This is a genomic window from Serratia sp. CY55921, assembly GCF_052167655.1.
GTDB lineage: Bacteria > Pseudomonadota > Gammaproteobacteria > Enterobacterales > Enterobacteriaceae > Serratia > Serratia ureilytica.
The window spans coordinates 1,777,875-1,799,871 of record NZ_JBJNMU010000001.1; the positions used below are offsets into that span (position 1 = coordinate 1,777,875).

Genomic DNA, 21,997 nt, shown 5'->3' on the forward strand with positions numbered 1-21,997 from the left:
CCCTCGATAACTCCCCTGCCTGAATCAGTGATTACGGATGTATTCGTCCATATCGGTTTTCAGGTTGTCGGACTTGGTGCCGAAGATGGCCTGCACGCCGGAGCCAGCGACGACTACGCCGGCTGCGCCCAGTTTCTTCAGGCCCGCCTGGTCGACTTTGGACACGTCGGCCACGCTGACGCGCAGACGGGTGATGCAAGCATCCAGGTTAGTGATGTTTTCTTTGCCGCCGAAGGCCTGAACCAGCGCCGCGGACATTTCGGAACCGCCCTGCGCAGACTGCTCGGCAGCGGTGTCTTCACGGCCCGGCGTTTTCAGATCCAACTTGGCAATCAGCACGCGGAAGATGGTGTAGTACACCAGACCGTAGATGATGCCGACGATTGGGAACAGCCAGATTTTGCTGCTGTTGCCGCTCAGTACGATAAAGTCGATCAGGCCGTGCGAGAAGCTGGTGCCGTCACGCATGCCCAACAGGATGCAGATTGGGAACGCCAGGCCGGCCAGGATAGCGTGGATCACGTACAGGATCGGCGCGACGAACATGAAGGAGAACTCGATCGGCTCGGTGATACCGGTCAGGAACGAGGTCAGCGCGGCGGAGATCATGATGCCGCCGACTTTCGCGCGGTTTTCCGGCTTGGCCGAGTGCCAGATGGCGATGGCCGCAGCAGGCAGACCGTACATTTTGAACAGGAAGCCGCCGGACAGTTTGCCCGCGGTCGGGTCGCCCGCCATGTAGCGAGGGATATCACCGTGGAATACCTGGCCCGCCGCGTTGGTGAACTCGCCAATTTGCATTTGGAACGGGACGTTCCAGATGTGGTGCAGACCGAACGGCACCAGAGCACGCTCAACCACGCCGTAGATGCCGAAGGCCACGACCGGGTTCTGATAAGCCGCCCACTGCGAGAAGGTCTGGATAGCCGTACCGATCGGCGGCCAGATGAAGGACAGCACTACGCCCAGAACGATCGCCGCCAGACCGGAAATGATCGGCACGAAACGCTTACCGGCAAAGAAGCCCAGGTATTCCGGCAGTTGAATGCGGAAGAAGCGGTTAAACATATAGGCCGCTATGGCGCCGGAGATAATCCCCCCGAGCACACCGGTATCCGCCAGGTGTTTGGCCGCAATTTCTTCAGCCGGCAAGTGCAGCACCAGCGGCGCAACCACCGCCATGGTTTTCACCATGATGCCGTAAGCCACCACCGCCGCCAGCGCGGAAACGCCGTCGTTGTTGGTGAAGCCCAAGGCGACGCCGATGGCGAAAATCAGCGGCATGTTGGCGAAGACCGAACCGCCCGCTTCCGCCATCACGTGGGAGACTACCGCAGGTAGCCAGCTAAAGTTGGCGGAACCGACGCCCAGCAGGATACCTGCGATAGGCAACACGGACACCGGCAGCATGAGCGATTTACCTACTTTTTGCAGGTTTGCAAATGCGTTCTTGAACATAGTTGAGTGTGCTCCTGAGTAATAATGCTTTGCTACTTCTTGTCGCGATTGGTCGCGCTGCAAGGGGGGGAGAAAAACCCCTGCAATTCAGGGTGTCTGAGCACCCCTTGAATTTATTACGCAGAGTAAAATAAATAGCCTGCGCAATGTTTGATGACAATCACGTTTCGATGATCGAGCCGCGGCAACTTTGCATAAACCGGCGTTTTTTGGCAAAACAGAGCAAAAAACGCGCACCAATCACCCTGAAACGGGAGCGAACCTTACCCGTTTCAGTGATTAATTACGAGCTTAAAAAAAATTACGCAGACAATGACCTACCGCTATAGCCTAGGTCAAAGATCACAGTTCGAGGTGAAATAAGCGTGAAAAGTTGGCGGTGGTCGCTTCGGCCAGCTGTTCCAGGCTGACGCCCTTCAATACCGCCATGTATTCAGCCACATCACGCACATAGGCGGGTTGGTTTTCTTTGCCGCGATGCGGCACCGGCGCCAGATAAGGCGAGTCGGTTTCCACCAGCATGCGATCCAGCGGCACGTAGCGTGCCACTTCGCGCAGCTGTTCGGCATTGCGGAAGGTGACGATGCCGGAGAAGGAGATGTAGAAGCCCAGATCCAGCAAGGCTTCGGCCGTGGCCAGATCTTCGGTGAAGCAGTGCAGCACGCCGCCGCAGTCTTGCGCGTTCTCTTCACGCAGGATCGCCAGCGTGTCCGCGCGCGCCTCGCGGGTGTGGACGATCACCGGCTTGTTCAGATCACGGCCAATGCGGATATGTTCGCGGAAAGAGTCCTGCTGCAGCTCAAGGTTGTCTTTCTGGTAGAAGTAATCGAGCCCGGTCTCTCCCAGCGCCACTACCCGCTCCGCCGCCGCCAGGCGACGCAGCTCGGCGTAATCATAACCCTCTTCCAGATTAAGCGGATGCACCCCGCAGGAGAAAGCCACATCGTTGCGCTCGCCGATCAGTTCGGTCATGGAACGGTAACCCGGCAACGTGGTGGCGACCGCCAGCACATAGCCGACGTCGCGCGCCTTGGCCTTGGCCAGCGCGTCGTCCACATTGTGGTGCAGCGTTTGGTAATCCAGACCGTCAAGGTGGCAATGAGAATCGACTAACAACATAATTTTTAACTCTTATACTTTACAGCGAATGAGGTTGGGAATAGCCGGCGGCGCCAAGCATCTGTTCCCAGCGAAGTAACTGTTCGGTCAGCAGCAGCTCGCGGTTGACGCCCACCACGCTGAGCAGCTGGTGACGGCAGTTCAGCCACTGCTGCACAATCTGTTGCAGCGAGGAGCTGCTCAGCAGGCTGGCCAGCTGATGCACCAGCGGCTGCTGATCCTGATTCAATACATAGTGATGCGCGCCCTGTTGCCACTTCATTGCGTCCACCAATAACGCGCACAGCCAATGCAGGCGTTCGGCGACGTCTTCATGGTTTAGCACCGGCAACAGCGACAGCATATCGCGTTGCGGCAGCGCGGCGCTCAATGCGGCGCACAGGGCGCCGCGCTGTTGCCACTGCTGCGGTTGCAACAGCTGTTCGGCGGCCAGGGGCGCGCCGTCGTGCAGGCGCAGCGCCGTGACTCGGTCTGTCTGAGAGCCCGCCGCCTGCCGGCCCAACCACTGCAGGCTGAGCTGCTCATCCGGGCTGGCCAAATGCCAGTACAGGCAGCGGCTGCGCAGCGTCGCCATCAGCCGCGACGGCTCACGGCAACCCAACAGAAAATAGGTTTTCTCCGGCGGCTCCTCCAGCGTTTTCAACAGCGCGTTGGCCGCCGCCTCGGTCAGCTGTTCCGCCTGCGGCAGCCAAATCACCTTGGCGCCGCCCTGTTGCGCGTGGGCGTACAGCGTTTCAATCACCTGGCGGATCGGTTCGATGCCCAGGCTGCTCTTGCCCTTTTCCGGCGCCAACACATGATAATCCGGGTGATTGCCCGCCAGCATCAACCGGCAGCTGTGGCACTCGCCGCAGCTTTTTTCGCCGTTGCGCTGTTGGCAGATCAACCAACGGCTCAGGCCGTAGGCCAACGCATCGTCACCATTGCCTGCCGCCGCATGCAGCAGCAGCGCATGATGGCCACGGCCGTCGGCGTACTGCCCAATCAGCTGGCGATAAGGGCCATTCAGCCACGGGTACCAGTTCATTATGCGCCTTCCTGCTGCCGCAGCCAGTGGCTGACGCAGTCGCGGATCGCCGCAGTCACCTGCTCCAGCGGCTGGGCGGCGTCGACGGTGACGATCGTTTCGTCCTGCGCCGCCAGTTCGAGATAGCGAGCGCGGGTGCGTTCGAAGAACGGCAGCGCCTCCTGCTCGATGCGATCCAGCTGACCGCGCGCCTGCGCGCGTTGCAGGCCAACCAGCGGAGGCAGATCGAGATAGACCGTCAGATCCGGGTGAAAATCCCCCAGCACGGTGTCGCGCAGCGAGGTCATCAGCTGCGGATCCACGCCACGGCCGCCGCCCTGATAGGCTTGTGAAGAGAGATCGTGGCGATCGCCCACCACCCAGGCGCCACGCGCCAGGGCGGGTTTGATCACGGTTTCCACCAACTGCACGCGCGCAGCGTACAGCATCAAGACTTCGGCCTTGATGGTCGGCAATTCGCCGTCGATGCCGCGCTTGAACAGGTCGCGCAGCTTCTCCGCCAACGGCGTGCCGCCGGGTTCACGGGTGAAGACGATGTCGTTGATGCCATGTTCACGCAGCACATTGACTACCGTGTCGCGCGCGGTGGTTTTGCCCGCGCCTTCCAGCCCTTCGATTACAACGAATTTACTTTTCATTCTTTTCCTTTAACGCCTGGCGGTACACGCGCACCGCCTGGTTATGGCTCGCCAGATTGGTGGTGAAGGTATGCCCACCCTTGCCGTCGGCGACAAAATAGAGATAAGGCGTTTTGGCCGGATTGGCGGCCGCTTGCAGCGAGGCCTCACCCGGCATGGCGATCGGCGTTGGCGGCAGGCCGGCGATCACATAGGTGTTGTAAGGCGTCGGCGTCTCCAGATCCTTGCGCGTGATGTTGCCATTATAGCTTTCGCCCATGCCATAGATCACCGTCGGATCGGTCTGCAGACGCATGCCGAGACGCAAACGGTTGACGAACACCGACGCCACCTTGCTGCGCTCTTCCGGCACGGCGGTCTCTTTCTCGACGATCGATGCCATGGTCAGCAGCTCTTCCGGCGTTTTGTACGGCAGACTGGTGTCGCGGCCGTCCCAGGCGGCCTGCAGCGCTTTGTTCATGCGGACGTGGGCGCGTTTGAGCAGCGCGATGTCGCTCATGCCGGCGGTATACTGGTAGGTATCCGGGTACAGCCGCCCTTCCGGGGTTTCTCCTGCAGCAATGCCGAGCGCGGCGGCGATCTCCGCGTCGCTTTTACCCGCCAGGGTGTGTTTCAGGTATTTGGACTGCTGGAGCACCTGCTGCCAGTCACGCAGGCGTGAGCCCTCGATAAAGCGCGCGGTGAACTGCGCCTCTTTGCCGCTGGCCAACAGTTTCAGCATCTGGCGCACCGTCATGCCCGGCGTGAACCGGTAGGTACCGGCCTTGAACTCCGCCAGCTCCGGTTCCAGTTTCAGCAGCCACTGGAACCAGCGGCCGCTGCGCACCAGTTTATCGCGCACCAGTAACCCTTCCAGCGCCACCCGGCCGGTGCCGGCAGGCAGTTTGAAGATAGTCTCTTGCTGGATAGCCAGCGGCGTATCGGCAAAGCGTTCGATCTTCTGGTAGCCCCAAAACAGCAGCGCCAATGCCAGAACAACAATAACAGACAGGACCTTCAGCTTTCTTTTCTTCATCAATCAGCCATGGTTAACAGTGTGGACGCAAAAAATCATACAGCTGGCGCGAATGATAACGCCATGATTGAGCAACGTTTACCGGCAGCAGCGGCATCAGCGCATTGCTCACCAGGACTTCGTCGGCATTGGCCAGCGTCTCCAGCGGCTCGCTGACGCAGTGCAGACGGTATTCCGACCCCGCCAGCAACGCGAGCACCCGTCGCCGCATCAGGCCCGCGACGCCCGCCTGGCTCAGATCCGGGGTAAACACCGCTTTTCCCTTACGCCAGAACAAATTAGCCGCACAGCATTCCACCAGCATACCGGCAGTGTCAAGCACCAGCGCCTCGTCGGCGGCCGTCTGGTCAAGATGCGCGCGGATCAGCACCTGCTCCAGGCGGTTCAAATGCTTCAACCCCGCCAGCAGCGGATTGCGCGCCAGCGCCACCGGGCTGAGCGCAAGCGTGATGCCCTGCTCGCGCCACTGCAAATAGTGCGCAGGGTAGCTGCTGCGGGCGACGATGCGCGTCGGGTTTTCGCACCCCGTCGGGCTGTAGCCTCGTCCACCGCTGCCGCGCGTCAGTATCGCTTTGACCACGCCGAGCGAAATTGATTCTGCCGCCTGCGCCATCTCGCGCTCGAAAGCCGGCCAATCGGTGGCGGGCAGCATCAGCCGTTGGGCCGCCTGCTGCAGCCGCTCCAGATGCCAGGGCAGCAGCTCGATTTTACCGTCGATAACCCGGGCGGTAGTAAAGCAGCCGTCGCCGAACTGCAGGCCACGATCGCTCGGCGCCAGCGCATCGTGGCGTTGTCCGTTAATCCAGTACATGCTTTCTCCTGTTGCCGGGTGATTTCATTAGGCTCGCAGAATAGCAGGCGGCGAGGCAATACGCAGCCCTGCTGACGGCCGGACGCCAGGCGTAAAAAAGCCCGGTTAAAAACCGGGCTTTTCATCAGCGAACAACCTCGCGAGTTACACTCGGCGGAAGATCAGCGAGCCGTTGGTGCCGCCGAAGCCGAAGGAGTTACACAGGGTGTACTCCATATCGCTGACCTGGCGCGCTTCGTGAGGCACGAAGTCCAGATCGCAACCTTCATCCGGGTTATCCAGGTTGATGGTCGGCGGTACCGCCTGATCGCGCAGCGCCAGCACGGTAAAGATGGACTCGATCGCGCCCGCCGCACCCAACAGGTGGCCGGTCATCGATTTGGTCGAGCTCACCAGCACGCGCTGGGCATCAGCGCCGAACACGGATTTCACCGCCTGCGCTTCCGCCTGGTCGCCCGCCGGCGTAGAGGTGCAGTGTGCGTTGATGTAACCGATTTGTGACGGGGTCACACCGGCGTCAAGCAGGGCATTTTCCATCGCCAACGCAGCACCTGCGCCGTTTTCCGGTGGTGACGTCATGTGATAAGCATCGCTGCTCATCCCAAAGCCAACCACTTCGGCGTAGATTTTCGCGCCGCGTTTTTTCGCGTGCTCGTACTCTTCCAGCACCATCATGCCGGCGCCGTCGCCCAGCACGAAGCCGTCGCGGTCTTTATCCCACGGACGGCTCGCCGCCTGCGGGTTGTCATTACGGGTGGACAGGGCGCGAGCTGCGCCAAAGCCGCCGACGCCCAATGGGGTGCTGGCTTTCTCTGCCCCACCGGCCAGCATCACGTCAGCATCATTGTAAGCAATGATACGCGCCGCATGGCCGATGTTGTGCACACCTGAAGTACAGGCGGTGGCGATGGAGATGCTTGGGCCACGCATGCCGTACATGATTGTCAGGTGGCCTGCAATCATATTCACGATGGTGGAAGGCACGAAGAACGGACTGATTTTCCGTGGACCACCGTTAACCAGTGAACTGTGGTTTTCTTCGATCAAACCCAGGCCGCCGATGCCGGAACCGATCGCGGCTCCAATGCGGCTGGCGTTAGCCTCGGTGATGTCCAGACCTGCATCCTGCATGGCTTGCATGCCCGCAGCGATACCGTACTGGATAAAGGCGTCCATCTTGCGCGCATCTTTGCGAGAGATGAAATCCTCAGAATTAAAATTCTTTACCAGGCCAGCAAACTTGGTCGCATAGGCAGTGGTATCGAAATGGTCGATCAGGCTGATGCCACTCTGACCGGCAAGAAGAGCGTTCCACGTGGACTCTACCGTATTGCCGACAGGAGACAACATGCCCAGTCCGGTCACAACTACTCGACGCTTAGACACGTTTGTCCTCCAGGGAGGGAAAAATATGACACTAGGGATAGAAAAAACTTAGGCGGTCGAACGACCGCCTAGATATGTTCTCTTACTGCTGGCTAGCGTTGATGAAATCAATAGCTGCCTGAACAGTAGTGATCTTCTCAGCTTCTTCGTCTGGAATCTCGGTGTCGAATTCTTCTTCCAGTGCCATTACCAGCTCAACGGTGTCAAGAGAATCAGCGCCCAGATCTTCAACGAAAGAAGCGTTGTTCAAAACTTCTTCCTGTTTAACACCCAGTTGCTCAACAATGATTTTCTTAACGCGTTCTTCGATAGTGCTCATACTCTTAAATTTCCTATCAAAACTCGCTTTCGCGATGGTTTTCGTAGTGTATAAAATGCTGAAAAAGATGCAACTAAATCCCGGCTGGTCAAACCACGATTTTACGCTATTTTGCGGTTTTTGCCTCAAATAACGCAAATGGTTTTCACATTTTTTAAATCATGTACATGCCGCCATTGACATGTAACGTTTCACCGGTGATATAGCCGGCCTCATCAGAGGCCAAAAATGCAACAGCGCTGGCGATTTCTTTAGCATCGCCCAGCCGGTTGGCTGGAACTGATGACAAAATGCCTGCGCGTTGATCATCTGTCAACGCCCGTGTCATGTCCGTCTCAATAAAGCCAGGTGCCACGACGTTGACCGTAATGCCACGAGAAGCAACTTCACGTGCCAAAGATTTGCTAAAACCAATCAGACCGGCTTTAGCCGCCGCGTAGTTCGCCTGCCCTGCGTTCCCCATGGTGCCGACAACGGAACCGATGGTGATGATACGGCCAAACCGCTTTTTCATCATAGCGCGCATTACCGCTTTTGACAGGCGGAATACGGAAGTCAGGTTAGTGTCGAGGATATCCTCCCACTCATCATCCTTCATACGCATCAGCAGGTTATCACGCGTAATGCCGGCATTATTCACTAAAATGTCGATTTCGCCAAATTCGGCGCGAATCGATGCCAGCACGCTGTCGATAGATTGCGCATCAACAACGTTCAACATAAACCCTTTGCCGTTTGCGCCCAGGTAGCCGCTGATCGCTTCAGCGCCGCTCTCGCTGGTCGCGGTGCCGATCACTTTGGCGCCGCGGGCCACAAACGTTTCTGCAATAGCTCGGCCAATACCGCGGCTCGCGCCGGTGACCAGAACGATTTTACCTTCGAAGCTCATCATTTTCCTCTTTATTGTTCAAGCGCCGCCGACAGGCTGGCGGTGTCGTTCACCGCCGCAGCCGTCAGGGTGTCAACAATACGTTTAGTGAGACCGGTCAGCACTTTGCCCGGCCCCACTTCCAGCAGCGACGTCACTCCCTGTGCTGCGATAAATTCTACGCTCTCGGTCCAACGCACCGGGCTGTACAGCTGACGCACCAGCGCACTGCGGATCGCTTCAGGATCGTTTTCGGTGCGTACGTCGACGTTGTTCACCACCGGCACCTGCGGCGCGTTAAAGGTGATGTCCTTCAGCGCCACGGCCAACTTGTCGGCGGCCGGTTTCATCAGCGCGCAGTGCGAAGGCACGCTCACCGGCAGCGGCAGTGCACGTTTGGCGCCCGCCGCTTTACAGGCGGCGCCTGCACGTTCAACCGCTTCTTTATTGCCGGCGATAACCACCTGGCCCGGCGAGTTGAAGTTGACCGGAGAAACCACCTGTCCCTGCGCGGACTCTTCGCACGCCTTGGCGATCGCGTCGTTGTCCAGGCCGATGATGGCGTACATAGCGCCGGTGCCTTCCGGCACCGCTTCCTGCATCAGCTTGCCGCGCAGCTCGACCAGGCGGATCGCCGCCTTGAAGTCCAGCACGCCGGCGCAGACCAGCGCCGAGTATTCGCCCAGGCTGTGGCCAGCCATCAATGCGGGCGCTTTACCGCCCTGCTGCTGCCACACGCGGAAAATCGCCACGGAAGCCGCCAGCAGAGCCGGTTGGGTCTGCCAGGTCTTGTTCAGCTCTTCCGCCGGGCCTTGCTGCACCAGCTGCCACAGATCGTAACCCAGCGCGGAAGAGGCCTCGCCGAAAGTCTCTTCGACGATCGGGAACTGTGCGGCCAATTCGGCCAGCATGCCAACGGCCTGTGACCCCTGGCCCGGGAAAACAAAAGCAAATTGCGTCATTTTTTATTCCTGTTCAAATCAGAAACGAACCAGCGCCGAGCCCCAGGTAAAGCCGCCGCCGAAGGCTTCCAGCAGCACCAGCTGGCCACGCTGAATTCGCCCGTCTCGCACGGCTTCGTCCAGTGCGGAAGGCACCGAGGCGGCAGAGGTGTTGCCGTGACGATCGAGCGTCACCACCACTTTGTCCATCCCCATGCCCAGTTTTTTCGCCGTTGCGCTGATGATGCGCAGGTTGGCCTGGTGCGGCACCAGCCAATCCAGCTCGCTGCGGTCCATGTTGTTGGCCTGCAACGTCTCATCGACGATGCGCGCCAGTTCGGTGACCGCAACCTTGAAGACTTCATTGCCCGCCATGGTGACATAGGCCGGCTTGTCTTGATTCTGACGATCCTTGTAAGGCAGCGTCAGCAGGCTGCCGTAGCTGCCGTCGGCATGCAGGTGGGTAGACAGAATGCCCTGCTCTTCAGAAGCCCCCAGCACCACCGCCCCTGCGCCATCACCAAACAGAATGATGGTGCCGCGATCTTCAGGATCCAGCGTGCGCGACAAGACGTCCGCGCCGATAACCAGCGCATGTTTGACCGCGCCGTTTTTCACGTACTGATCGGCCACGCTGAGCGCATAAGTAAAGCCGGCGCAGGCCGCAGCCAGATCGAACGCCGCGCAGTCTTTGATGCCCAACATTTGCTGCACCAGGCACGCCGCACTCGGGAACGCGTGAGTCGTCGTGGTGGTCGCCACGACGATAAGCCCGATGTCTTCTTTAGCCACACCTGCCATTTCCAGCGCTTTCTCAGCGGCCTGGAAGCTCATCGTCGCGACGGTTTCATCCGCAGCGGCGATGCGACGTTCGCGAATACCGGTACGCGTGACGATCCACTCGTCAGAGGTATCCACCATTTTTTCCAAATCAGCATTGGTGCGCACTTGTACGGGCAAATAACTCCCCGTACCGAGAATCTTTGTATACATGTACGATCAGTCACTCTTAGGTAATACAGCCTCAAGGCGCGCAGCAATCCTTTCCGGGACTTGCCGCTGCACCGCCTGCACAGCCTGTTCGATTGCGACTGCAAACGCGTGAGGGTTCGCAGCGCCGTGGCTCTTGACTACGGTGCTGCGCAATCCTAACAGACATGCGCCATTATACTGGTCGGGGTTCAGGTGGCCGAACCGCTTGACCACCCGTTTTTGCAACCAACGGCCCAACAATTTCAGCCACCAGGCTCGCTTGTTTCCATCGCCGGACGATTTCAGCAGCGATAAGAACACCCTGACCACCCCTTCCATGGTTTTCAGCGTGACGTTGCCCACGAAGCCGTCGCAGACCAACACATCGGTCTTGCCGGTGAGCAGTTCGTTTCCTTCCAGGTAACCAATATAGTTGATTGCCGGAGTATTTTTTAGCACAGCGGCCGCTTCGCGGATATTATCCAGGCCTTTGGTCTCTTCTTCGCCGATATTCAGCAGCGCCACCCGCGGTTGCGCAATGCCGATCACCTCTTCCGCCATCACCGCGCCCATCACGGCAAACTGCACCAGCATGGTGCTGTCGCACTCGACGTTGGCGCCCAGATCCAGCACCACGGTTTTGCTGCGCTGCTGGTTCGGGATCACCGTCATCAGCGCCGGGCGCTCAATGCCCTCCAACGGCTTGACCAACAGCTTCGCCAATCCCATCAGCGCGCCGGTATTGCCGGCGCTGACGCAGCCCTGCGCGTTGCCGCTGCTGAGCTGTTCGAGCGCAATGCGCATCGACGTGCCGCGGCTGGCGCGTATCGCTTGTGAGGGTTTGGCGTCGCCGGCGATCACAGACTCGGCGGGCACGACTTGCAGACGCTCCAGAAGAACCGGATCGGCGTGGGCAAGCAAAGGGGAGATGGCGTCGGGATTACCGACCAGCAAGAGATGAAGCTGTAAATTAGAGGCCAGTGCCTGCAACGAAGCAGGCACTGTGACGCAGGGACCGAAGTCCCCGCCCATTGCATCTAACGCCAGGGTTAGACGAGTCAAGGTATCGCTACTTAGCCGATAACCTTGCGACCGCGGTAGAAACCGTCGGCAGTGATGTGGTGACGACGGTGAGTTTCACCGGATACTTTGTCTACAGACAGAGTAGTCGTGGTCAGAGCATCGTGAGAACGACGCATGCCACGCTTGGAACGGGTTGGTTTATTCTGTTGTACGGCCATGGACCTTACTCCTCAATTACTTACGCTTTAAACTGGCTAATACGGCAAACGGATTCGGTTTCTCCGCCTCGGGAGGCAGTTGGCCAAATACCATGTCCGCTTCGGACACTTCACAGTGTTCAGATTCATGTACCGGAACGACAGGCAGTGAAAGAATAATTTCGTCTTCAATCATTGCCAACAGATCGACTTCGCCAAACTCGTCAACTTCGATCGGTTCGTACGCTTCCGGTAATGCCTCAGCCTGCTCATCATTGACGACCGGGCTAAAACAATATGTTGTGTGAACCTGATGTTCGAACGGGACTCCACAGCGTTGGCACATCAACGTTACCGTGACGTCCGCATGCCCTGTTATCACCGCGAGGCGTTGATTGTCGATATTAAACGACAACGACACCTCAACATCACTATCCACACTGACCACGGAGTCGGCAACACGAGTAACCTGCTCAGGCGCATAGACACCAGCATAGTCCAGGCGTTTCTGAGCGGTACGTACCGCATCAATGGTCAAGGGTAATTTTACCTTTTGCATAGGGCGCGCATATTAACTTTGTAACGACATAGAGTCAAAGAAAAAGGCCGTAAAACGGCTCCTTTCACCAATATTCGCTTCCACAGCGGCCGACAGTTTAAAATGCCGTACCCATTTACGCTACGGTTTGCGAAAAAAATTATGCAGAGATTGCTTTTAGCCTCCACCTCCCCCTATCGAAAAATGCTGCTGGAGAAACTGCAGCTGCCGTTCGACTGCGCCGCGCCGGAGGTGGATGAAACCCCGCTGCCGGGCGAAGGCGCGGAAGCGCTGGTGCTGCGCCTGGCGGCAGCGAAGGCCCAGGCGCTGGCCCTCGCCTACCCCGAGCATCTGATCATCGGTTCCGATCAGGTCTGCGTGATCGATGGCAGCATCACCGGCAAGCCCCATACCGAGGAAAACGCCCGCGCGCAGCTGCGCCAGGTAAGCGGCCAGGCCGTGACCTTCTACACCGGCCTGGCGCTGTACAACGGCCGCAGCAAGCAGCTGCAGGCCCTGTGCGAGCCTTTCCACGTGCATTTTCGCGCGCCGAGCGAAGCGGAGATCGCCGCCTATGTGCGTCTGGAGCAACCGCTGAACTGCGCGGGCAGTTTCAAGAGCGAGGGGTTGGGGATCGCGTTGTTCGACAGGCTGGAAGGCCGGGATCCGAACGCCCTGATCGGCCTGCCGTTGATTGCGCTGTTGGAGATGTTGCGGGCTGAAGGCATCAACCCGCTGGTGTGACGCGGATTATTTGGCGGCCTGCCGGCGCAGCACTTGCAGGCAATGACGCAGTTCTTCGTCCATCGGCGCTTCGATACGCATCGTTTCGCCGGTGGCCGGATGCTCGAAGCGCAGCGCCGCGGCGTGCAGGAACAGACGCTTCAGGCCGGTACCCGCCAGTTGACGATCGAACTCGCGGTCGCCGTAGCGATCGTCAAAGGCGATCGGATGCCCAGCATGCAGGGTGTGCACGCGGATCTGGTGGGTACGCCCGGTGATTGGGCTGGCCTTCACCAGGGTGGCGAATTCGTAACGCTCCTCCACCTTGAAGCGGGTTTCCGAAGGCTTGCCTTCGCTGTTGACGCGCACGATACGTTCACCGCTTTGCAGAATGTTTTTCAGCAGCGGCGCCTGTACGGCCTTGCAGTGGGACTGCCACTGGCCGCGCACCAGCGCCAGATAATCCTTCTGCATGCCCTTCAGCCGTAGTTGCTCATGCAGCGAACGCAGCGCGGAACGCTTCTTGGCAACCAACAGCACGCCGGAGGTATCGCGATCGAGCCGATGCACCAGCTCCAGGAAACGGGCCTCAGGGCGCAGCGCCCGCAGCCCTTCAATCACGCCGAAGCTCAGGCCGCTGCCGCCGTGCACCGCGGTGCCGGAAGGCTTGTTGAGGATCAGCAGGTGGTCATCTTCATACAGAATGCAGTCGGCCAGCGCCGCCACCTTATCCAGCTTCGCCGACACCGGCGCCTCTTCGCGCTCGGCCACGCGCACCGGCGGCACGCGCACCACGTCGCCGGCCGCCAATTTGTATTCGACCTTGATGCGCCCTTTATTAACCCGCACCTCGCCTTTGCGCACAATGCGATAAATCATGCTCTTCGGCACGCCTTTCAGGCGAGCGAGCAGAAAGTTGTCGATTCTCTGACCGGCTTCGTCGTCGGAAATCGTGATGAATTGTACTGCTGGATTGTTCGTTTTCATGGTGCGGGATTCTAAATAGAGCGCGTGAATAGCGCCACATCTTTTTCTGTGCTTAACTGTCTCTCTGACGGCGGGCGAAACCCCAGCGGACAATAAGGCAGCAAGCCGATTTGAACGTTTGCGATTTCTTCCGCAGTTAAGGAAAAGTCACCTTGCTATAACGGCATCAGCAGTGGAATAATGCAGTCACTTTCCGCGTTGATTCTCGTTAAACAGGGAAAACGGTGGAATTATAAAATTTGTCTGATCGCGCAAAAACGCAGCAATGGCGTAAGACGTAATGCGAAATCAAACAATTAGCGGGCTGCGGGTTGCAGCTTGGCCGGCAAATGGAATCAGATCTGTCGACGTAAATCAGAGGCTATTCCCCTAGTAAAAGTGCTGTCTTTCACAAAGAAAAGCAGGCTTACCGAGATAATGCGCCCCTATGCAGGCGACAACCGTGAGGTTGACGGCTTTGCGAGAAGACACGGGGCTTTCGGTTTAACTCCGGCCATGAGGTTATTTTGCCCGCAGCTTTGTCGATAATGTAAAAATAACGAGTAAGTTAAGATGAAAAGAATGTTGATTAACGCAACTCAGCAGGAAGAGTTGCGTGTTGCCCTCGTAGATGGACAGCGGCTGTATGATTTGGATATCGAAAGTCCGGGTCATGAGCAGAAAAAAGCGAATATTTACAAAGGCAAAATCACCCGCATTGAACCAAGTCTTGAAGCAGCGTTCGTGGACTACGGCGCAGAACGACATGGTTTCCTCCCTCTTAAAGAAATCGCCCGCGAATACTTCCCTAGCAATTACTCTTCCCATGGCCGCCCGAACATCAAAGATGTGCTGCGCGAAGGCCAGGAAGTCATCGTTCAGGTAGACAAAGAAGAACGTGGCAACAAAGGCGCCGCCTTGACCACCTTCATCAGCCTGGCGGGCAGCTATCTGGTGCTGATGCCGAACAACCCGCGCGCCGGCGGTATTTCTCGCCGCATCGAGGGTGACGATCGCACCGAGCTGAAAGAAGCGCTCTCTTCGCTGCAACTGCCGGACGGCATGGGCCTGATCGTTCGCACCGCGGGCGTAGGCAAATCCGCCGACGCGCTGCAGTGGGATCTCTCCTTCCGCCTGAAGCACTGGGAAGCGATCAAAAAAGCCGCCGAAGGCCGCCCTGCGCCGTTCCTGATCCACCAGGAAAGCAACGTTATCGTGCGCGCCTTCCGCGATTACCTGCGCCCGGACATCGGCGAAATCCTGATCGACAACCCGAAAATTCTCGATCTGGCCAAAGAGCACATCGCCGCGCTGGGCCGCCCGGATTTCAGCAGCAAAATCAAACTGTACAGCGGTGAAATTCCTCTGTTCAGCCACTATCAGATCGAATCGCAGATCGAATCCGCCTTCCAGCGCGAAGTGCGCCTGCCGTCCGGCGGCTCGATCGTCATCGACAGCACCGAAGCGCTGACCGCCATCGACATCAACTCCGCACGCGCAACCCGCGGCGGCGACATCGAAGAGACGGCGTTCAACACCAACCTGGAAGCGGCGGACGAAATCGCTCGCCAGCTTCGCCTGCGCGACCTCGGCGGCCTGATCGTCATCGACTTCATCGACATGACGCCGGTACGCCACCAGCGCGAAGTGGAAAACCGCTTGCGCGACGCCGTGCGTCAAGACCGGGCGCGCATCCAAATCGGCCGCATCTCCCGTTTCGGCCTGCTGGAAATGTCGCGTCAGCGCCTCAGCCCGTCGCTGGGTGAATCCAGCCACCACGTGTGCCCACGCTGTAACGGCACCGGCACCATCCGCGACAACGAATCGCTGGCGCTGTCCATCCTGCGCCTGATCGAAGAAGAAGCGCTGAAGGAAAACACCAAAGAAGTTCACGCTATCGTACCGGTTCAGGTCGCTTCGTACCTGCTGAACGAAAAGCGTGAATCCGTCAGCGCGATCGAAAAACGTCAGGGTGGCGTGAAAGCCGTCATCGTGCCGAACGATGAAATGCAAACCCCGCACTACTCGGTGCTGCGCGTACGCAAGGGCGAGGAAACCTCTACCCTCAGTTACCTGCTGCCGAAACTGCACGAAGAAGACATGGAGCGTCCGCTGGAAGATGCGCCGATGGAACGCAAGCGTCCGGAGCAACCGGCCCTGGCTTCCTTCTCCCTGTCCGCCGATGTGCCGCCGCCGGCTGAAGAACCCGTCGCCGTTGCCAAACCTGTCGCTGCAGCCGCCAAGGCTAAAGCCGCAGCGCCGGCCGCCGCCAAGCCGGGCTTCCTGGGCCGCCTGTTCGGTGGTTTGAAGAGCCTGTTCGCCGGTGAAGAACAACCTGCCGTCGAAGAAGCCAAACCGGCCGAAACACCGAAGGCGGAAGGCAACGGTGAAAACCGTCGTCAGGATCGTCGCGGTCAGCGCCGTCAAGGCACCGGCCGTAAAGAGCGCGGTGAGCGTAGCGACCGTGGCGATCGTCCGGAACGCGGCGAACGTAAAGAGCGCGGTGAAGGCCGTGACAATCGCGAACGCGACAACCGTGAACCGCGTGAGAACCGTGAAGGCCGTGAATCGCGTGAATCCCGCGATGAGCAGCGCCGTAACCGCCGCAACCAGCAGCAGAACGCGCCGGTAGCGGAGGAAACTGCCTCGGAAGAAAGCGCTAAAGCGCCGCGCGAAGATCAGCAGCAGCGCCGTGAACAGCGTGCTGAACGCCAGCGTCGTCGTCAGGAAGAGAAACGTCAGGCTCAGCAGGAAGTGAAAGCGCTGGAAAGCGTTGACGCGGTCGAGAGCACCGACGAAGAGCAGGAAGAACGCCAGCAGCAGAACATGCAGCGCCGTCAGCGCCGCCCTCTGACGCAGAAAGTGCGCATCCTGTCCGCGGAAGAAGAGCTGCAGCGCGCAGCGGAAGAGCTGTTGGCGCCGAAAGCGCCGGTAGCGAAAGCCGAAGATGCGCAGCCAACCGCCGACGACAGCGTGAAGCTGCTGCCGGAAACCGTTGCCGCTCAGGCGGAAGACGATGCCCAGGGCGAAAACCGCGGCAACGGCGAAGGCATGCCGCGTCGTTCCCGTCGTTCACCGCGTCACCTGCGCGTCAGCGGCCAGCGTCGCCGTCGTTACCGCGACGAGCGTTACCCACTGCAATCCCCAATGCCGTTGGTGGGCGCGTTCGCTTCTCCGGAAATGGCATCAGGCAAAGTCTGGGTAAGCTACCCGGTCGCTCAGGTTGAAGAAGCCGAAGTGCAAACCGAAGCCGTAGAGCAGGCGCCGGTTGTCGCCGCAGCGGTTGAACAGCACAGCGTTGCCGTGGAAGAAACTCAGGCCGCGGCCAGCGTCAACGAACCGGCACCAGAAGCCGCCGTTGAAACTGCAGCCGTCACCGTAACGGAAGAAGCGGCAGTCGTAGCGCCGGTTGTTGCCACCCCGGCCGAGGAAACTCCGGCGCCGGTGGAAACCGCCCCGGCAACGGTTGCGGTTGAAGAACCGAAAGCGGAAGAGACTGCCCCTGCAGTGGAAGCTGAGCCGGTAGCTGAAACCGTAGCGGCAGAGCCAGTGGTTGAAGCTAAGCCAGCGGAAGACGAGCCTGTGGTCGAAACTGCACCGGTAGAAGCCGCACCTACGGAAGAAGCGCCAGTGGTAGAAGCCGCACCTGCAGCGGCAGCCGCTCCGGTAGAAAAAGCGCCGGAACCAACGGCCGCCGAACCTGCGCCTGCGGTTGCTCAGCAGCCGGCACCGGTGAAAGCCGTGCAGGACGCGCTGTACAAACACATCGCCACTGCACCGATGACCAAAGCGCCTGCGCCGGCCTATGTGCCGGAAGAACGCAAGCACAGCGACTGGCAGCGCCCTTCCTTCAACTTTGAAGGCAAAGGTTCAGCCGGTGGTCACTCGGCAGTGAGCCAGGCCACCGCGCCGGCCACCAAGCCGCAGCCGGTTAACGAATAAGTTAATCTGCACACCTAAAAAAACCCGCCGACGGCGGGTTTTTTCTTGCCTGCAAAAAGCTCAGGCGATCTTTTTCAGTTTTTTGATGTCCAGAACATCCAACTTGCCGTCAAGTCGACTGACGAACTGCTGAAAATGCGCCGTCTCATTATGCTTATCCAGCGCTTCGCTGCTGGCCCAACGCTCAAAGAACACGAAGGTGCCCGGTTTTTCCAGATCGCGATGCAAATCATATTGCAGGTTGCCCAGCTCCTGGCGGCTCGGCTCGAGAATGTCGTGCACCGCTTCACTGACTGCGGCCTCAAATCCCGCTTTCGCTTGCAGGGTGGCGATAACGCGTACTTCCATTGTTTTCTCCCTTTCCACTTGATGAAAGTCGACGGTATTGGCGTCGGCATCGTTGAAATCATTGTCACTATGCGCCTGCTGCGCCGTTGATTTCAACTTGTCGCCAACAAACAGATGCATCTGCGGCACTTTCCGCTTATCCTTACACCCCGGCGTGAATAAACCCATTATTCGCTTTTCATTAGACGTATTTGACCGCCGGAGCCTAGCTAGATGACCGCACAACCTCAAGTTCTGAAAATCCGCCGCCCAGACGACTGGCATATCCACCTGCGTGACGATGAGATGCTGAAAACGGTGGTGCCCTATACCAGCCAGGTATTTGGCCGGGCGATCGTGATGCCGAACCTGGTTCCGCCCGTGACGACCGTGGCCGCCGCGCGCGCCTACCGCGATCGGATTCTGGCGGCGGTGCCGCAGGGTCACAACTTCACTCCGCTGATGACCTGTTACCTGACCAACTCTCTGGCGGCCAGTGAACTGGTCAGCGGTTTCGAGCAAGGGGTGTTTACCGCCGCCAAGCTGTATCCGGCCAACGCCACCACCAACTCCAGCCACGGCGTCAGCGACGTGACCGGCATTTACCCGCTGTTCGAGCAAATGCAAAAAATCGGCATGCCGCTGCTGATCCACGGTGAAGTGACCGATCCTGCCGTCGATATTTTCGACCGCGAGGCGCGCTTTATCGAACAGGTGATGGAGCCTATCCGCCGTCACTTCCCGGAACTGAAAATCGTCTTCGAACACATCACCACCAAAGAAGCGGCGCAGTACGTGCAGGCAGGCAACCGTTTCCTCGGCGCCACCATCACCCCGCAGCACCTGATGTTCAACCGCAACCACATGCTGGTCGGCGGCATTCGCCCACACCTGTTCTGCCTGCCGATCCTCAAGCGCAACGTCCATCAGGAAGCGCTGCGTCAGGCGGTGGCCAGCGGCTCGGACCGTTTCTTCCTCGGCACCGACTCGGCGCCGCACCTCAAGCATCGCAAAGAGTCCAGCTGCGGCTGCGCCGGCTGCTTCAATGCGCCGAATGCGATCCCGGCTTACGCTGCCGTCTTCGAACAGCTCGGCGCGCTGGAGCACTTCGAGGCCTTCTGCTCGCTCAACGGCCCACGCTTCTATGGCCTGCCGATCAACGAAGATTTCATCGAACTGCAGCGCGTGCCGACCACCCAGCCGGAAGAGATCGCCCTGGGCAATGAATCCGTGATCCCATTCCTGGCCGGCGAAACCCTGAACTGGTCGCTGAAAGGCTGATATTTTTGCTTCGCCCTCTTGCCCTCGCTTACGGTTAACTGTATAAATAAACAGTAAAATCGCTTCGGGGGCAATTATGCGTGTTGAAGTCACTATAGATAAAACCCGGCCGCTGCCGTCGGGCGCCATTGAGGCGCTGACCGGCGAGCTGGGCAAACGGGTCAATCGCCAGTTTCCAGACGCCGTCGTGCACGTCCGTTATGCCGGCGCCAACGGGCTCTCCGTGCTGGGGGGCGCCAAAATCGACCGGGATCTGATTGAGGAAATCCTTCAGGAAACCTGGGAAAGCGCGGACGAATGGTTCAGCGCAGAATAACACTGCAATGCTGTTTTTGCCGGGGGTCGCTCTCCGGCTTTTTTGTTTCTGGCGCCCTGCCCATTCATCGCTTACCCTTACTCTGGAACCAAATCCGCCTCAGCGCTGTATTTAACGCAAAGGAGTAAGCATGGCCCCGGACAAGGTGAAATCCGAAGACGCAATGACGTTTGGCGAATTGCTGGCGCTGATTGCCGATCAGAAAAGACGCTTGAACGTACTGGAAGTGGCCTTCTCTTACCTGGCCTTCAGCCTGGATGACAAAGCCAACCAACGGCTGATCCACAGCCTGAGGCTGGAATCGCAAAGCCAGAATCGCGACACCGAAACGCAGAAACATTTCGCGCACTTGGCAGAAGAACTGGAAAAATGTCTGCACGGCTCCGCCCCACCCACCGGCGGCGCGGAATAACGCCACAGGCTTTACTCATCGCGCGTTCGCACCCGAATTTGTAGAATAATTGTTCAAATAAATATTTATTTTGCAATTTTAGGTGACAACCCCTCCACCGATGAAAGCGGATGCGTATACTGTAATTGCTCTCATGATGATGAGCCGCATTGATCCTCGTTAGTCACTCACGGTAGTTACTACTCAATAAGGGGTCTTTATGGACAGAAATGATGAAGTAATTCAGACGCACCCGCTTGTCGGTTGGGATATCAGTACTGTCGACGTTTACGACGCCATGATGATACGCCTTCATTACCTGTCTTCACTAGACCAAACGCCCGAAGAAGCCCAAGTAGACCGAACGCTTTGGCTGACCACAGATGTCGCCCGTCAATTAATCAATATCTTAGAGGCCGGCATCGCCAAGATTGAAGCTACGGATTACCAGGATCTTGATCGCAGAAAACATTGATTCATCGTCTCCTACCCCCTAAGGCGCCGCGACCTTTCCCGGCGCCTTTTCTTCGCCTTTCGCCGTTCAATCAGTGCATTGCGTCTGCCAACCTTTTATCATGGGGGCATAAGAAATCGCTATCAGAGAGGGTTGGCACGTGGAATATGATTTGATTGTGGTGGGCAGCGGTTCCGTCGGCGCGGCGGCAGGCTATTATGCCACGCGGGCTGGCTTGAAAGTGCTGATGATCGACAGCGCTATCCCTCCGCACCGAAACGGCAGCCATCACGGCGATACCCGCATTATCCGTCACGCTTACGGCGAAGGCGAAAAGTACGTGCCGTTGGTGCTGCGCGCGCAGGCGCTGTGGAATGCGCTGATTCAACAATCCGGCGAGGAACTGTTCCAGTCGTGCGGCGTGCTCAACCTAGGGCCACAGCACTCCGAATTCATTCGCAATGCGCAGCTCAGCGCGCAAAAATTCCGCCTGAACGCGCAAACCCTCAGCGCCGAACAGATCAATCAGCGCTGGCCGGAATTCCGAGCACCGGAAGGTTATGTCGGCGTATTCGAGCCAGACGCGGGGTTCCTGCGTGCCGAGCTGGCGATAACCAGCCTGATCAAGCTGGCGAAAGAAGCCGGCTGCAGCCAGCTGTTCAACTGCCCGGTCAACGCGGTAGAACCCATCGATGGCGGCGTTGAGGTCATCACCGGCGAAGGGCGTTTCACGGCGCGAAAAGCGGTGATCACCGCCGGCACCTGGGTCAAAGCGCTGTTACCGCAACTGCCGATCGCGCCACTGCGCAAAGTCTTCTCCTGGCATCAGGCAGATGGCCGCTACAGCGTGAACAATCGTTTCCCGGCCTTTACCGTCGAAGCGCAAGACGGCACGCACTATTACGGTTTTCCGGCGGATAACGACGGCCTGAAAGTGGGCAAACATGACGGCGGCCAGCCGATGGATGCCCCTGAGCAGCGCAAACCCTTCGGCAGCTACGCCAGCGACGGCACGGAAGTTTTCTCCTTCCTGCGGCAATTTTTGCCGGGTGTAGGCGTATGTTTACACGGTGAAGCCTGCAGCTATGATATGAGCCCCGACGAAGACTTTATTATCGATACCCTGCCGGATTGCGATCGCCTGATGGTCATCAGCGGATTGAGCGGCCACGGCTTCAAGTTCGCCAGCGCTCTGGGCGAGATCGCCGCGCTGTTCGCGCAGGACAAAGCGCCGCCGGTTGACGTCTCAAGCTTTGGTCTGAAACGATTTAGCTGAGCGAAGGAT

The 21,997-nt window shown here is 58.6% G+C and carries 23 protein-coding genes; 7 read left to right on the forward strand and 16 right to left on the reverse strand.

Annotated elements, in window-relative coordinates; translation table 11 throughout:
• Positions 1 to 24: 24 nt before the first annotated feature.
• The 14 genes from ptsG to yceD all read right to left on the reverse strand — a co-directional run bounded on the left by ptsG (position 25) and on the right by yceD (position 12,333).
• Positions 25 to 1,458 carry a PTS glucose transporter subunit IIBC gene (gene ptsG, locus ACJ8M3_RS08640; RefSeq protein ID WP_033642691.1) on the reverse strand — a complete coding sequence of 478 codons (1,434 nt, stop codon included), beginning with the start codon at positions 1,456 to 1,458 and terminating at the stop codon, positions 25 to 27.
• A gap of 342 nt (positions 1,459 to 1,800) precedes the next feature.
• Positions 1,801 to 2,577 carry a metal-dependent hydrolase gene (locus tag ACJ8M3_RS08645; RefSeq protein ID WP_046686858.1) on the reverse strand — a complete coding sequence of 259 codons (777 nt, stop codon included), beginning with the start codon at positions 2,575 to 2,577 and terminating at the stop codon, positions 1,801 to 1,803.
• A 19-nt stretch (positions 2,578 to 2,596) separates the two neighbouring features.
• Positions 2,597 to 3,604: a DNA polymerase III subunit delta' gene (gene holB, locus ACJ8M3_RS08650; RefSeq protein ID WP_033642689.1), complete on the reverse strand. Its 1,008-nt coding sequence runs from the start codon at positions 3,602 to 3,604 to the stop codon at positions 2,597 to 2,599.
• The gene (gene tmk, locus ACJ8M3_RS08655) at positions 3,604 to 4,242 is read right to left on the reverse strand and encodes a dTMP kinase (protein WP_033642688.1); all 639 of its coding nucleotides are present in this window, start codon (positions 4,240 to 4,242) and stop codon (positions 3,604 to 3,606) included. Before tmk ends, holB begins: the two co-directional genes overlap by 1 nt.
• Positions 4,232 to 5,257: an endolytic transglycosylase MltG gene (gene mltG / locus ACJ8M3_RS08660; RefSeq protein ID WP_089196922.1), complete on the reverse strand. Its 1,026-nt coding sequence runs from the start codon at positions 5,255 to 5,257 to the stop codon at positions 4,232 to 4,234. The genes tmk and mltG overlap by 11 nt, the downstream gene beginning before the upstream one ends.
• Before the next feature lie 13 nt (positions 5,258 to 5,270).
• The gene (gene pabC / locus ACJ8M3_RS08665) at positions 5,271 to 6,068 is read right to left on the reverse strand and encodes an aminodeoxychorismate lyase (RefSeq protein ID WP_089196921.1); all 798 of its coding nucleotides are present in this window, start codon (positions 6,066 to 6,068) and stop codon (positions 5,271 to 5,273) included.
• Positions 6,069 to 6,212: 144 nt separating this feature from the next.
• Positions 6,213 to 7,454: a beta-ketoacyl-ACP synthase II gene (gene fabF, locus ACJ8M3_RS08670; protein WP_442514646.1), complete on the reverse strand. Its 1,242-nt coding sequence runs from the start codon at positions 7,452 to 7,454 to the stop codon at positions 6,213 to 6,215.
• A gap of 82 nt (positions 7,455 to 7,536) precedes the next feature.
• On the reverse strand, positions 7,537 to 7,773 hold the full coding sequence (gene acpP / locus ACJ8M3_RS08675) for an acyl carrier protein (RefSeq protein WP_004719003.1): 237 nt from the start codon (positions 7,771 to 7,773) through the stop codon (positions 7,537 to 7,539).
• Between the two features lie 154 nt (positions 7,774 to 7,927).
• Complete coding sequence (gene fabG, locus ACJ8M3_RS08680) at positions 7,928 to 8,662, reverse strand: 3-oxoacyl-ACP reductase FabG (RefSeq protein WP_004928729.1); 735 nt, start codon at positions 8,660 to 8,662, stop codon at positions 7,928 to 7,930.
• An 11-nt stretch (positions 8,663 to 8,673) separates the two neighbouring features.
• Positions 8,674 to 9,603, reverse strand: a complete 930-nt coding sequence (gene fabD, locus ACJ8M3_RS08685) for an ACP S-malonyltransferase (protein WP_033642684.1) — start codon at positions 9,601 to 9,603, stop codon at positions 8,674 to 8,676.
• Between the two features lie 18 nt (positions 9,604 to 9,621).
• On the reverse strand, positions 9,622 to 10,575 hold the full coding sequence (locus tag ACJ8M3_RS08690; protein WP_033642683.1) for a beta-ketoacyl-ACP synthase III: 954 nt from the start codon (positions 10,573 to 10,575) through the stop codon (positions 9,622 to 9,624).
• A 6-nt stretch (positions 10,576 to 10,581) separates the two neighbouring features.
• Complete coding sequence (plsX, locus tag ACJ8M3_RS08695; RefSeq protein WP_071841648.1) at positions 10,582 to 11,616, reverse strand: phosphate acyltransferase PlsX; 1,035 nt, start codon at positions 11,614 to 11,616, stop codon at positions 10,582 to 10,584.
• 11 nt (positions 11,617 to 11,627) lie between these two features.
• Complete coding sequence (gene rpmF / locus ACJ8M3_RS08700; protein ID WP_004927778.1) at positions 11,628 to 11,795, reverse strand: 50S ribosomal protein L32; 168 nt, start codon at positions 11,793 to 11,795, stop codon at positions 11,628 to 11,630.
• A gap of 16 nt (positions 11,796 to 11,811) precedes the next feature.
• Positions 11,812 to 12,333: a 23S rRNA accumulation protein YceD gene (gene yceD / locus ACJ8M3_RS08705; RefSeq protein ID WP_004927780.1), complete on the reverse strand. Its 522-nt coding sequence runs from the start codon at positions 12,331 to 12,333 to the stop codon at positions 11,812 to 11,814.
• A gap of 141 nt (positions 12,334 to 12,474) precedes the next feature.
• On the opposite strand from yceD, the gene ACJ8M3_RS08710 reads away from it, so the two are divergent.
• Complete coding sequence (locus ACJ8M3_RS08710) at positions 12,475 to 13,056, forward strand: Maf family protein (RefSeq protein WP_442514647.1); 582 nt, start codon at positions 12,475 to 12,477, stop codon at positions 13,054 to 13,056.
• 6 nt (positions 13,057 to 13,062) lie between these two features.
• Here ACJ8M3_RS08710 and rluC read toward each other — a convergent pair whose 3' ends face one another.
• Positions 13,063 to 14,022, reverse strand: a complete 960-nt coding sequence (gene rluC / locus ACJ8M3_RS08715; protein WP_004927787.1) for a 23S rRNA pseudouridine(955/2504/2580) synthase RluC — start codon at positions 14,020 to 14,022, stop codon at positions 13,063 to 13,065.
• Positions 14,023 to 14,574: 552 nt separating this feature from the next.
• On the opposite strand from rluC, the gene rne reads away from it, so the two are divergent.
• A complete protein-coding gene (gene rne / locus ACJ8M3_RS08720; RefSeq protein WP_069100841.1) occupies positions 14,575 to 17,943 on the forward strand; it encodes a ribonuclease E in 3,369 nt (1,122 codons plus the stop codon).
• A gap of 60 nt (positions 17,944 to 18,003) precedes the next feature.
• Here the strand turns inward: rne and ACJ8M3_RS08725 are convergent, their stop codons facing one another.
• Complete coding sequence (locus tag ACJ8M3_RS08725; protein WP_025302406.1) at positions 18,004 to 18,291, reverse strand: putative quinol monooxygenase; 288 nt, start codon at positions 18,289 to 18,291, stop codon at positions 18,004 to 18,006.
• A gap of 213 nt (positions 18,292 to 18,504) precedes the next feature.
• On the opposite strand from ACJ8M3_RS08725, the gene pyrC reads away from it, so the two are divergent.
• The 5 genes from pyrC to solA all read left to right on the forward strand — a co-directional run bounded on the left by pyrC (position 18,505) and on the right by solA (position 21,988).
• A complete protein-coding gene (gene pyrC / locus ACJ8M3_RS08730) occupies positions 18,505 to 19,551 on the forward strand; it encodes a dihydroorotase (RefSeq protein ID WP_033642678.1) in 1,047 nt (348 codons plus the stop codon).
• Positions 19,552 to 19,627: 76 nt separating this feature from the next.
• Entirely contained in the window at positions 19,628 to 19,867 is a 240-nt protein-coding gene (gene dinI / locus ACJ8M3_RS08735; RefSeq protein WP_033642677.1) for a DNA damage-inducible protein I, read from the forward strand.
• 130 nt (positions 19,868 to 19,997) lie between these two features.
• Entirely contained in the window at positions 19,998 to 20,279 is a 282-nt protein-coding gene (locus tag ACJ8M3_RS08740; RefSeq protein ID WP_033642676.1) for a hypothetical protein, read from the forward strand.
• A 199-nt stretch (positions 20,280 to 20,478) separates the two neighbouring features.
• On the forward strand, positions 20,479 to 20,733 hold the full coding sequence (bssS, locus tag ACJ8M3_RS08745; protein WP_004927812.1) for a biofilm formation regulator BssS: 255 nt from the start codon (positions 20,479 to 20,481) through the stop codon (positions 20,731 to 20,733).
• 139 nt (positions 20,734 to 20,872) lie between these two features.
• Entirely contained in the window at positions 20,873 to 21,988 is a 1,116-nt protein-coding gene (solA, locus tag ACJ8M3_RS08750; RefSeq protein WP_047026296.1) for an N-methyl-L-tryptophan oxidase, read from the forward strand.
• Positions 21,989 to 21,997 lie beyond the last annotated feature (9 nt).

Bases quoted from the DNA above. Each gene is read 5' to 3' on its own strand.
- ptsG (WP_033642691.1), bottom strand. From the start codon at position 1,458: ATGTTCAAGAACGCATTTGCAAACCTGCAAAAAGTAGGTAAATCGCTC.
- fabG (WP_004928729.1), bottom strand. From the start codon at position 8,662: ATGAGCTTCGAAGGTAAAATCGTTCTGGTCACCGGCGCGAGCCGCGGT.
- acpP (WP_004719003.1), bottom strand. From the start codon at position 7,773: ATGAGCACTATCGAAGAACGCGTTAAGAAAATCATTGTTGAGCAACTG.
- rluC (WP_004927787.1), bottom strand. From the start codon at position 14,022: ATGAAAACGAACAATCCAGCAGTACAATTCATCACGATTTCCGACGAC.
- tmk (WP_033642688.1), bottom strand. From the start codon at position 4,242: ATGAAAAGTAAATTCGTTGTAATCGAAGGGCTGGAAGGCGCGGGCAAA.
- rpmF (WP_004927778.1), bottom strand. From the start codon at position 11,795: ATGGCCGTACAACAGAATAAACCAACCCGTTCCAAGCGTGGCATGCGT.
- bssS (WP_004927812.1), top strand. From the start codon at position 20,479: ATGGACAGAAATGATGAAGTAATTCAGACGCACCCGCTTGTCGGTTGG.
- yceD (WP_004927780.1), bottom strand. From the start codon at position 12,333: ATGCAAAAGGTAAAATTACCCTTGACCATTGATGCGGTACGTACCGCT.
- holB (WP_033642689.1), bottom strand. From the start codon at position 3,604: ATGAACTGGTACCCGTGGCTGAATGGCCCTTATCGCCAGCTGATTGGG.
- ACJ8M3_RS08690 (WP_033642683.1), bottom strand. From the start codon at position 10,575: ATGTATACAAAGATTCTCGGTACGGGGAGTTATTTGCCCGTACAAGTG.
- ACJ8M3_RS08725 (WP_025302406.1), bottom strand. From the start codon at position 18,291: ATGGAAGTACGCGTTATCGCCACCCTGCAAGCGAAAGCGGGATTTGAG.
- ACJ8M3_RS08740 (WP_033642676.1), top strand. From the start codon at position 19,998: ATGGCCCCGGACAAGGTGAAATCCGAAGACGCAATGACGTTTGGCGAA.
- ACJ8M3_RS08710 (WP_442514647.1), top strand. From the start codon at position 12,475: ATGCAGAGATTGCTTTTAGCCTCCACCTCCCCCTATCGAAAAATGCTG.
- pabC (WP_089196921.1), bottom strand. From the start codon at position 6,068: ATGTACTGGATTAACGGACAACGCCACGATGCGCTGGCGCCGAGCGAT.
- pyrC (WP_033642678.1), top strand. From the start codon at position 18,505: ATGACCGCACAACCTCAAGTTCTGAAAATCCGCCGCCCAGACGACTGG.
- rne (WP_069100841.1), top strand. From the start codon at position 14,575: ATGAAAAGAATGTTGATTAACGCAACTCAGCAGGAAGAGTTGCGTGTT.
- fabD (WP_033642684.1), bottom strand. From the start codon at position 9,603: ATGACGCAATTTGCTTTTGTTTTCCCGGGCCAGGGGTCACAGGCCGTT.
- mltG (WP_089196922.1), bottom strand. From the start codon at position 5,257: ATGAAGAAAAGAAAGCTGAAGGTCCTGTCTGTTATTGTTGTTCTGGCA.
- dinI (WP_033642677.1), top strand. From the start codon at position 19,628: ATGCGTGTTGAAGTCACTATAGATAAAACCCGGCCGCTGCCGTCGGGC.
- ACJ8M3_RS08645 (WP_046686858.1), bottom strand. From the start codon at position 2,577: ATGTTGTTAGTCGATTCTCATTGCCACCTTGACGGTCTGGATTACCAA.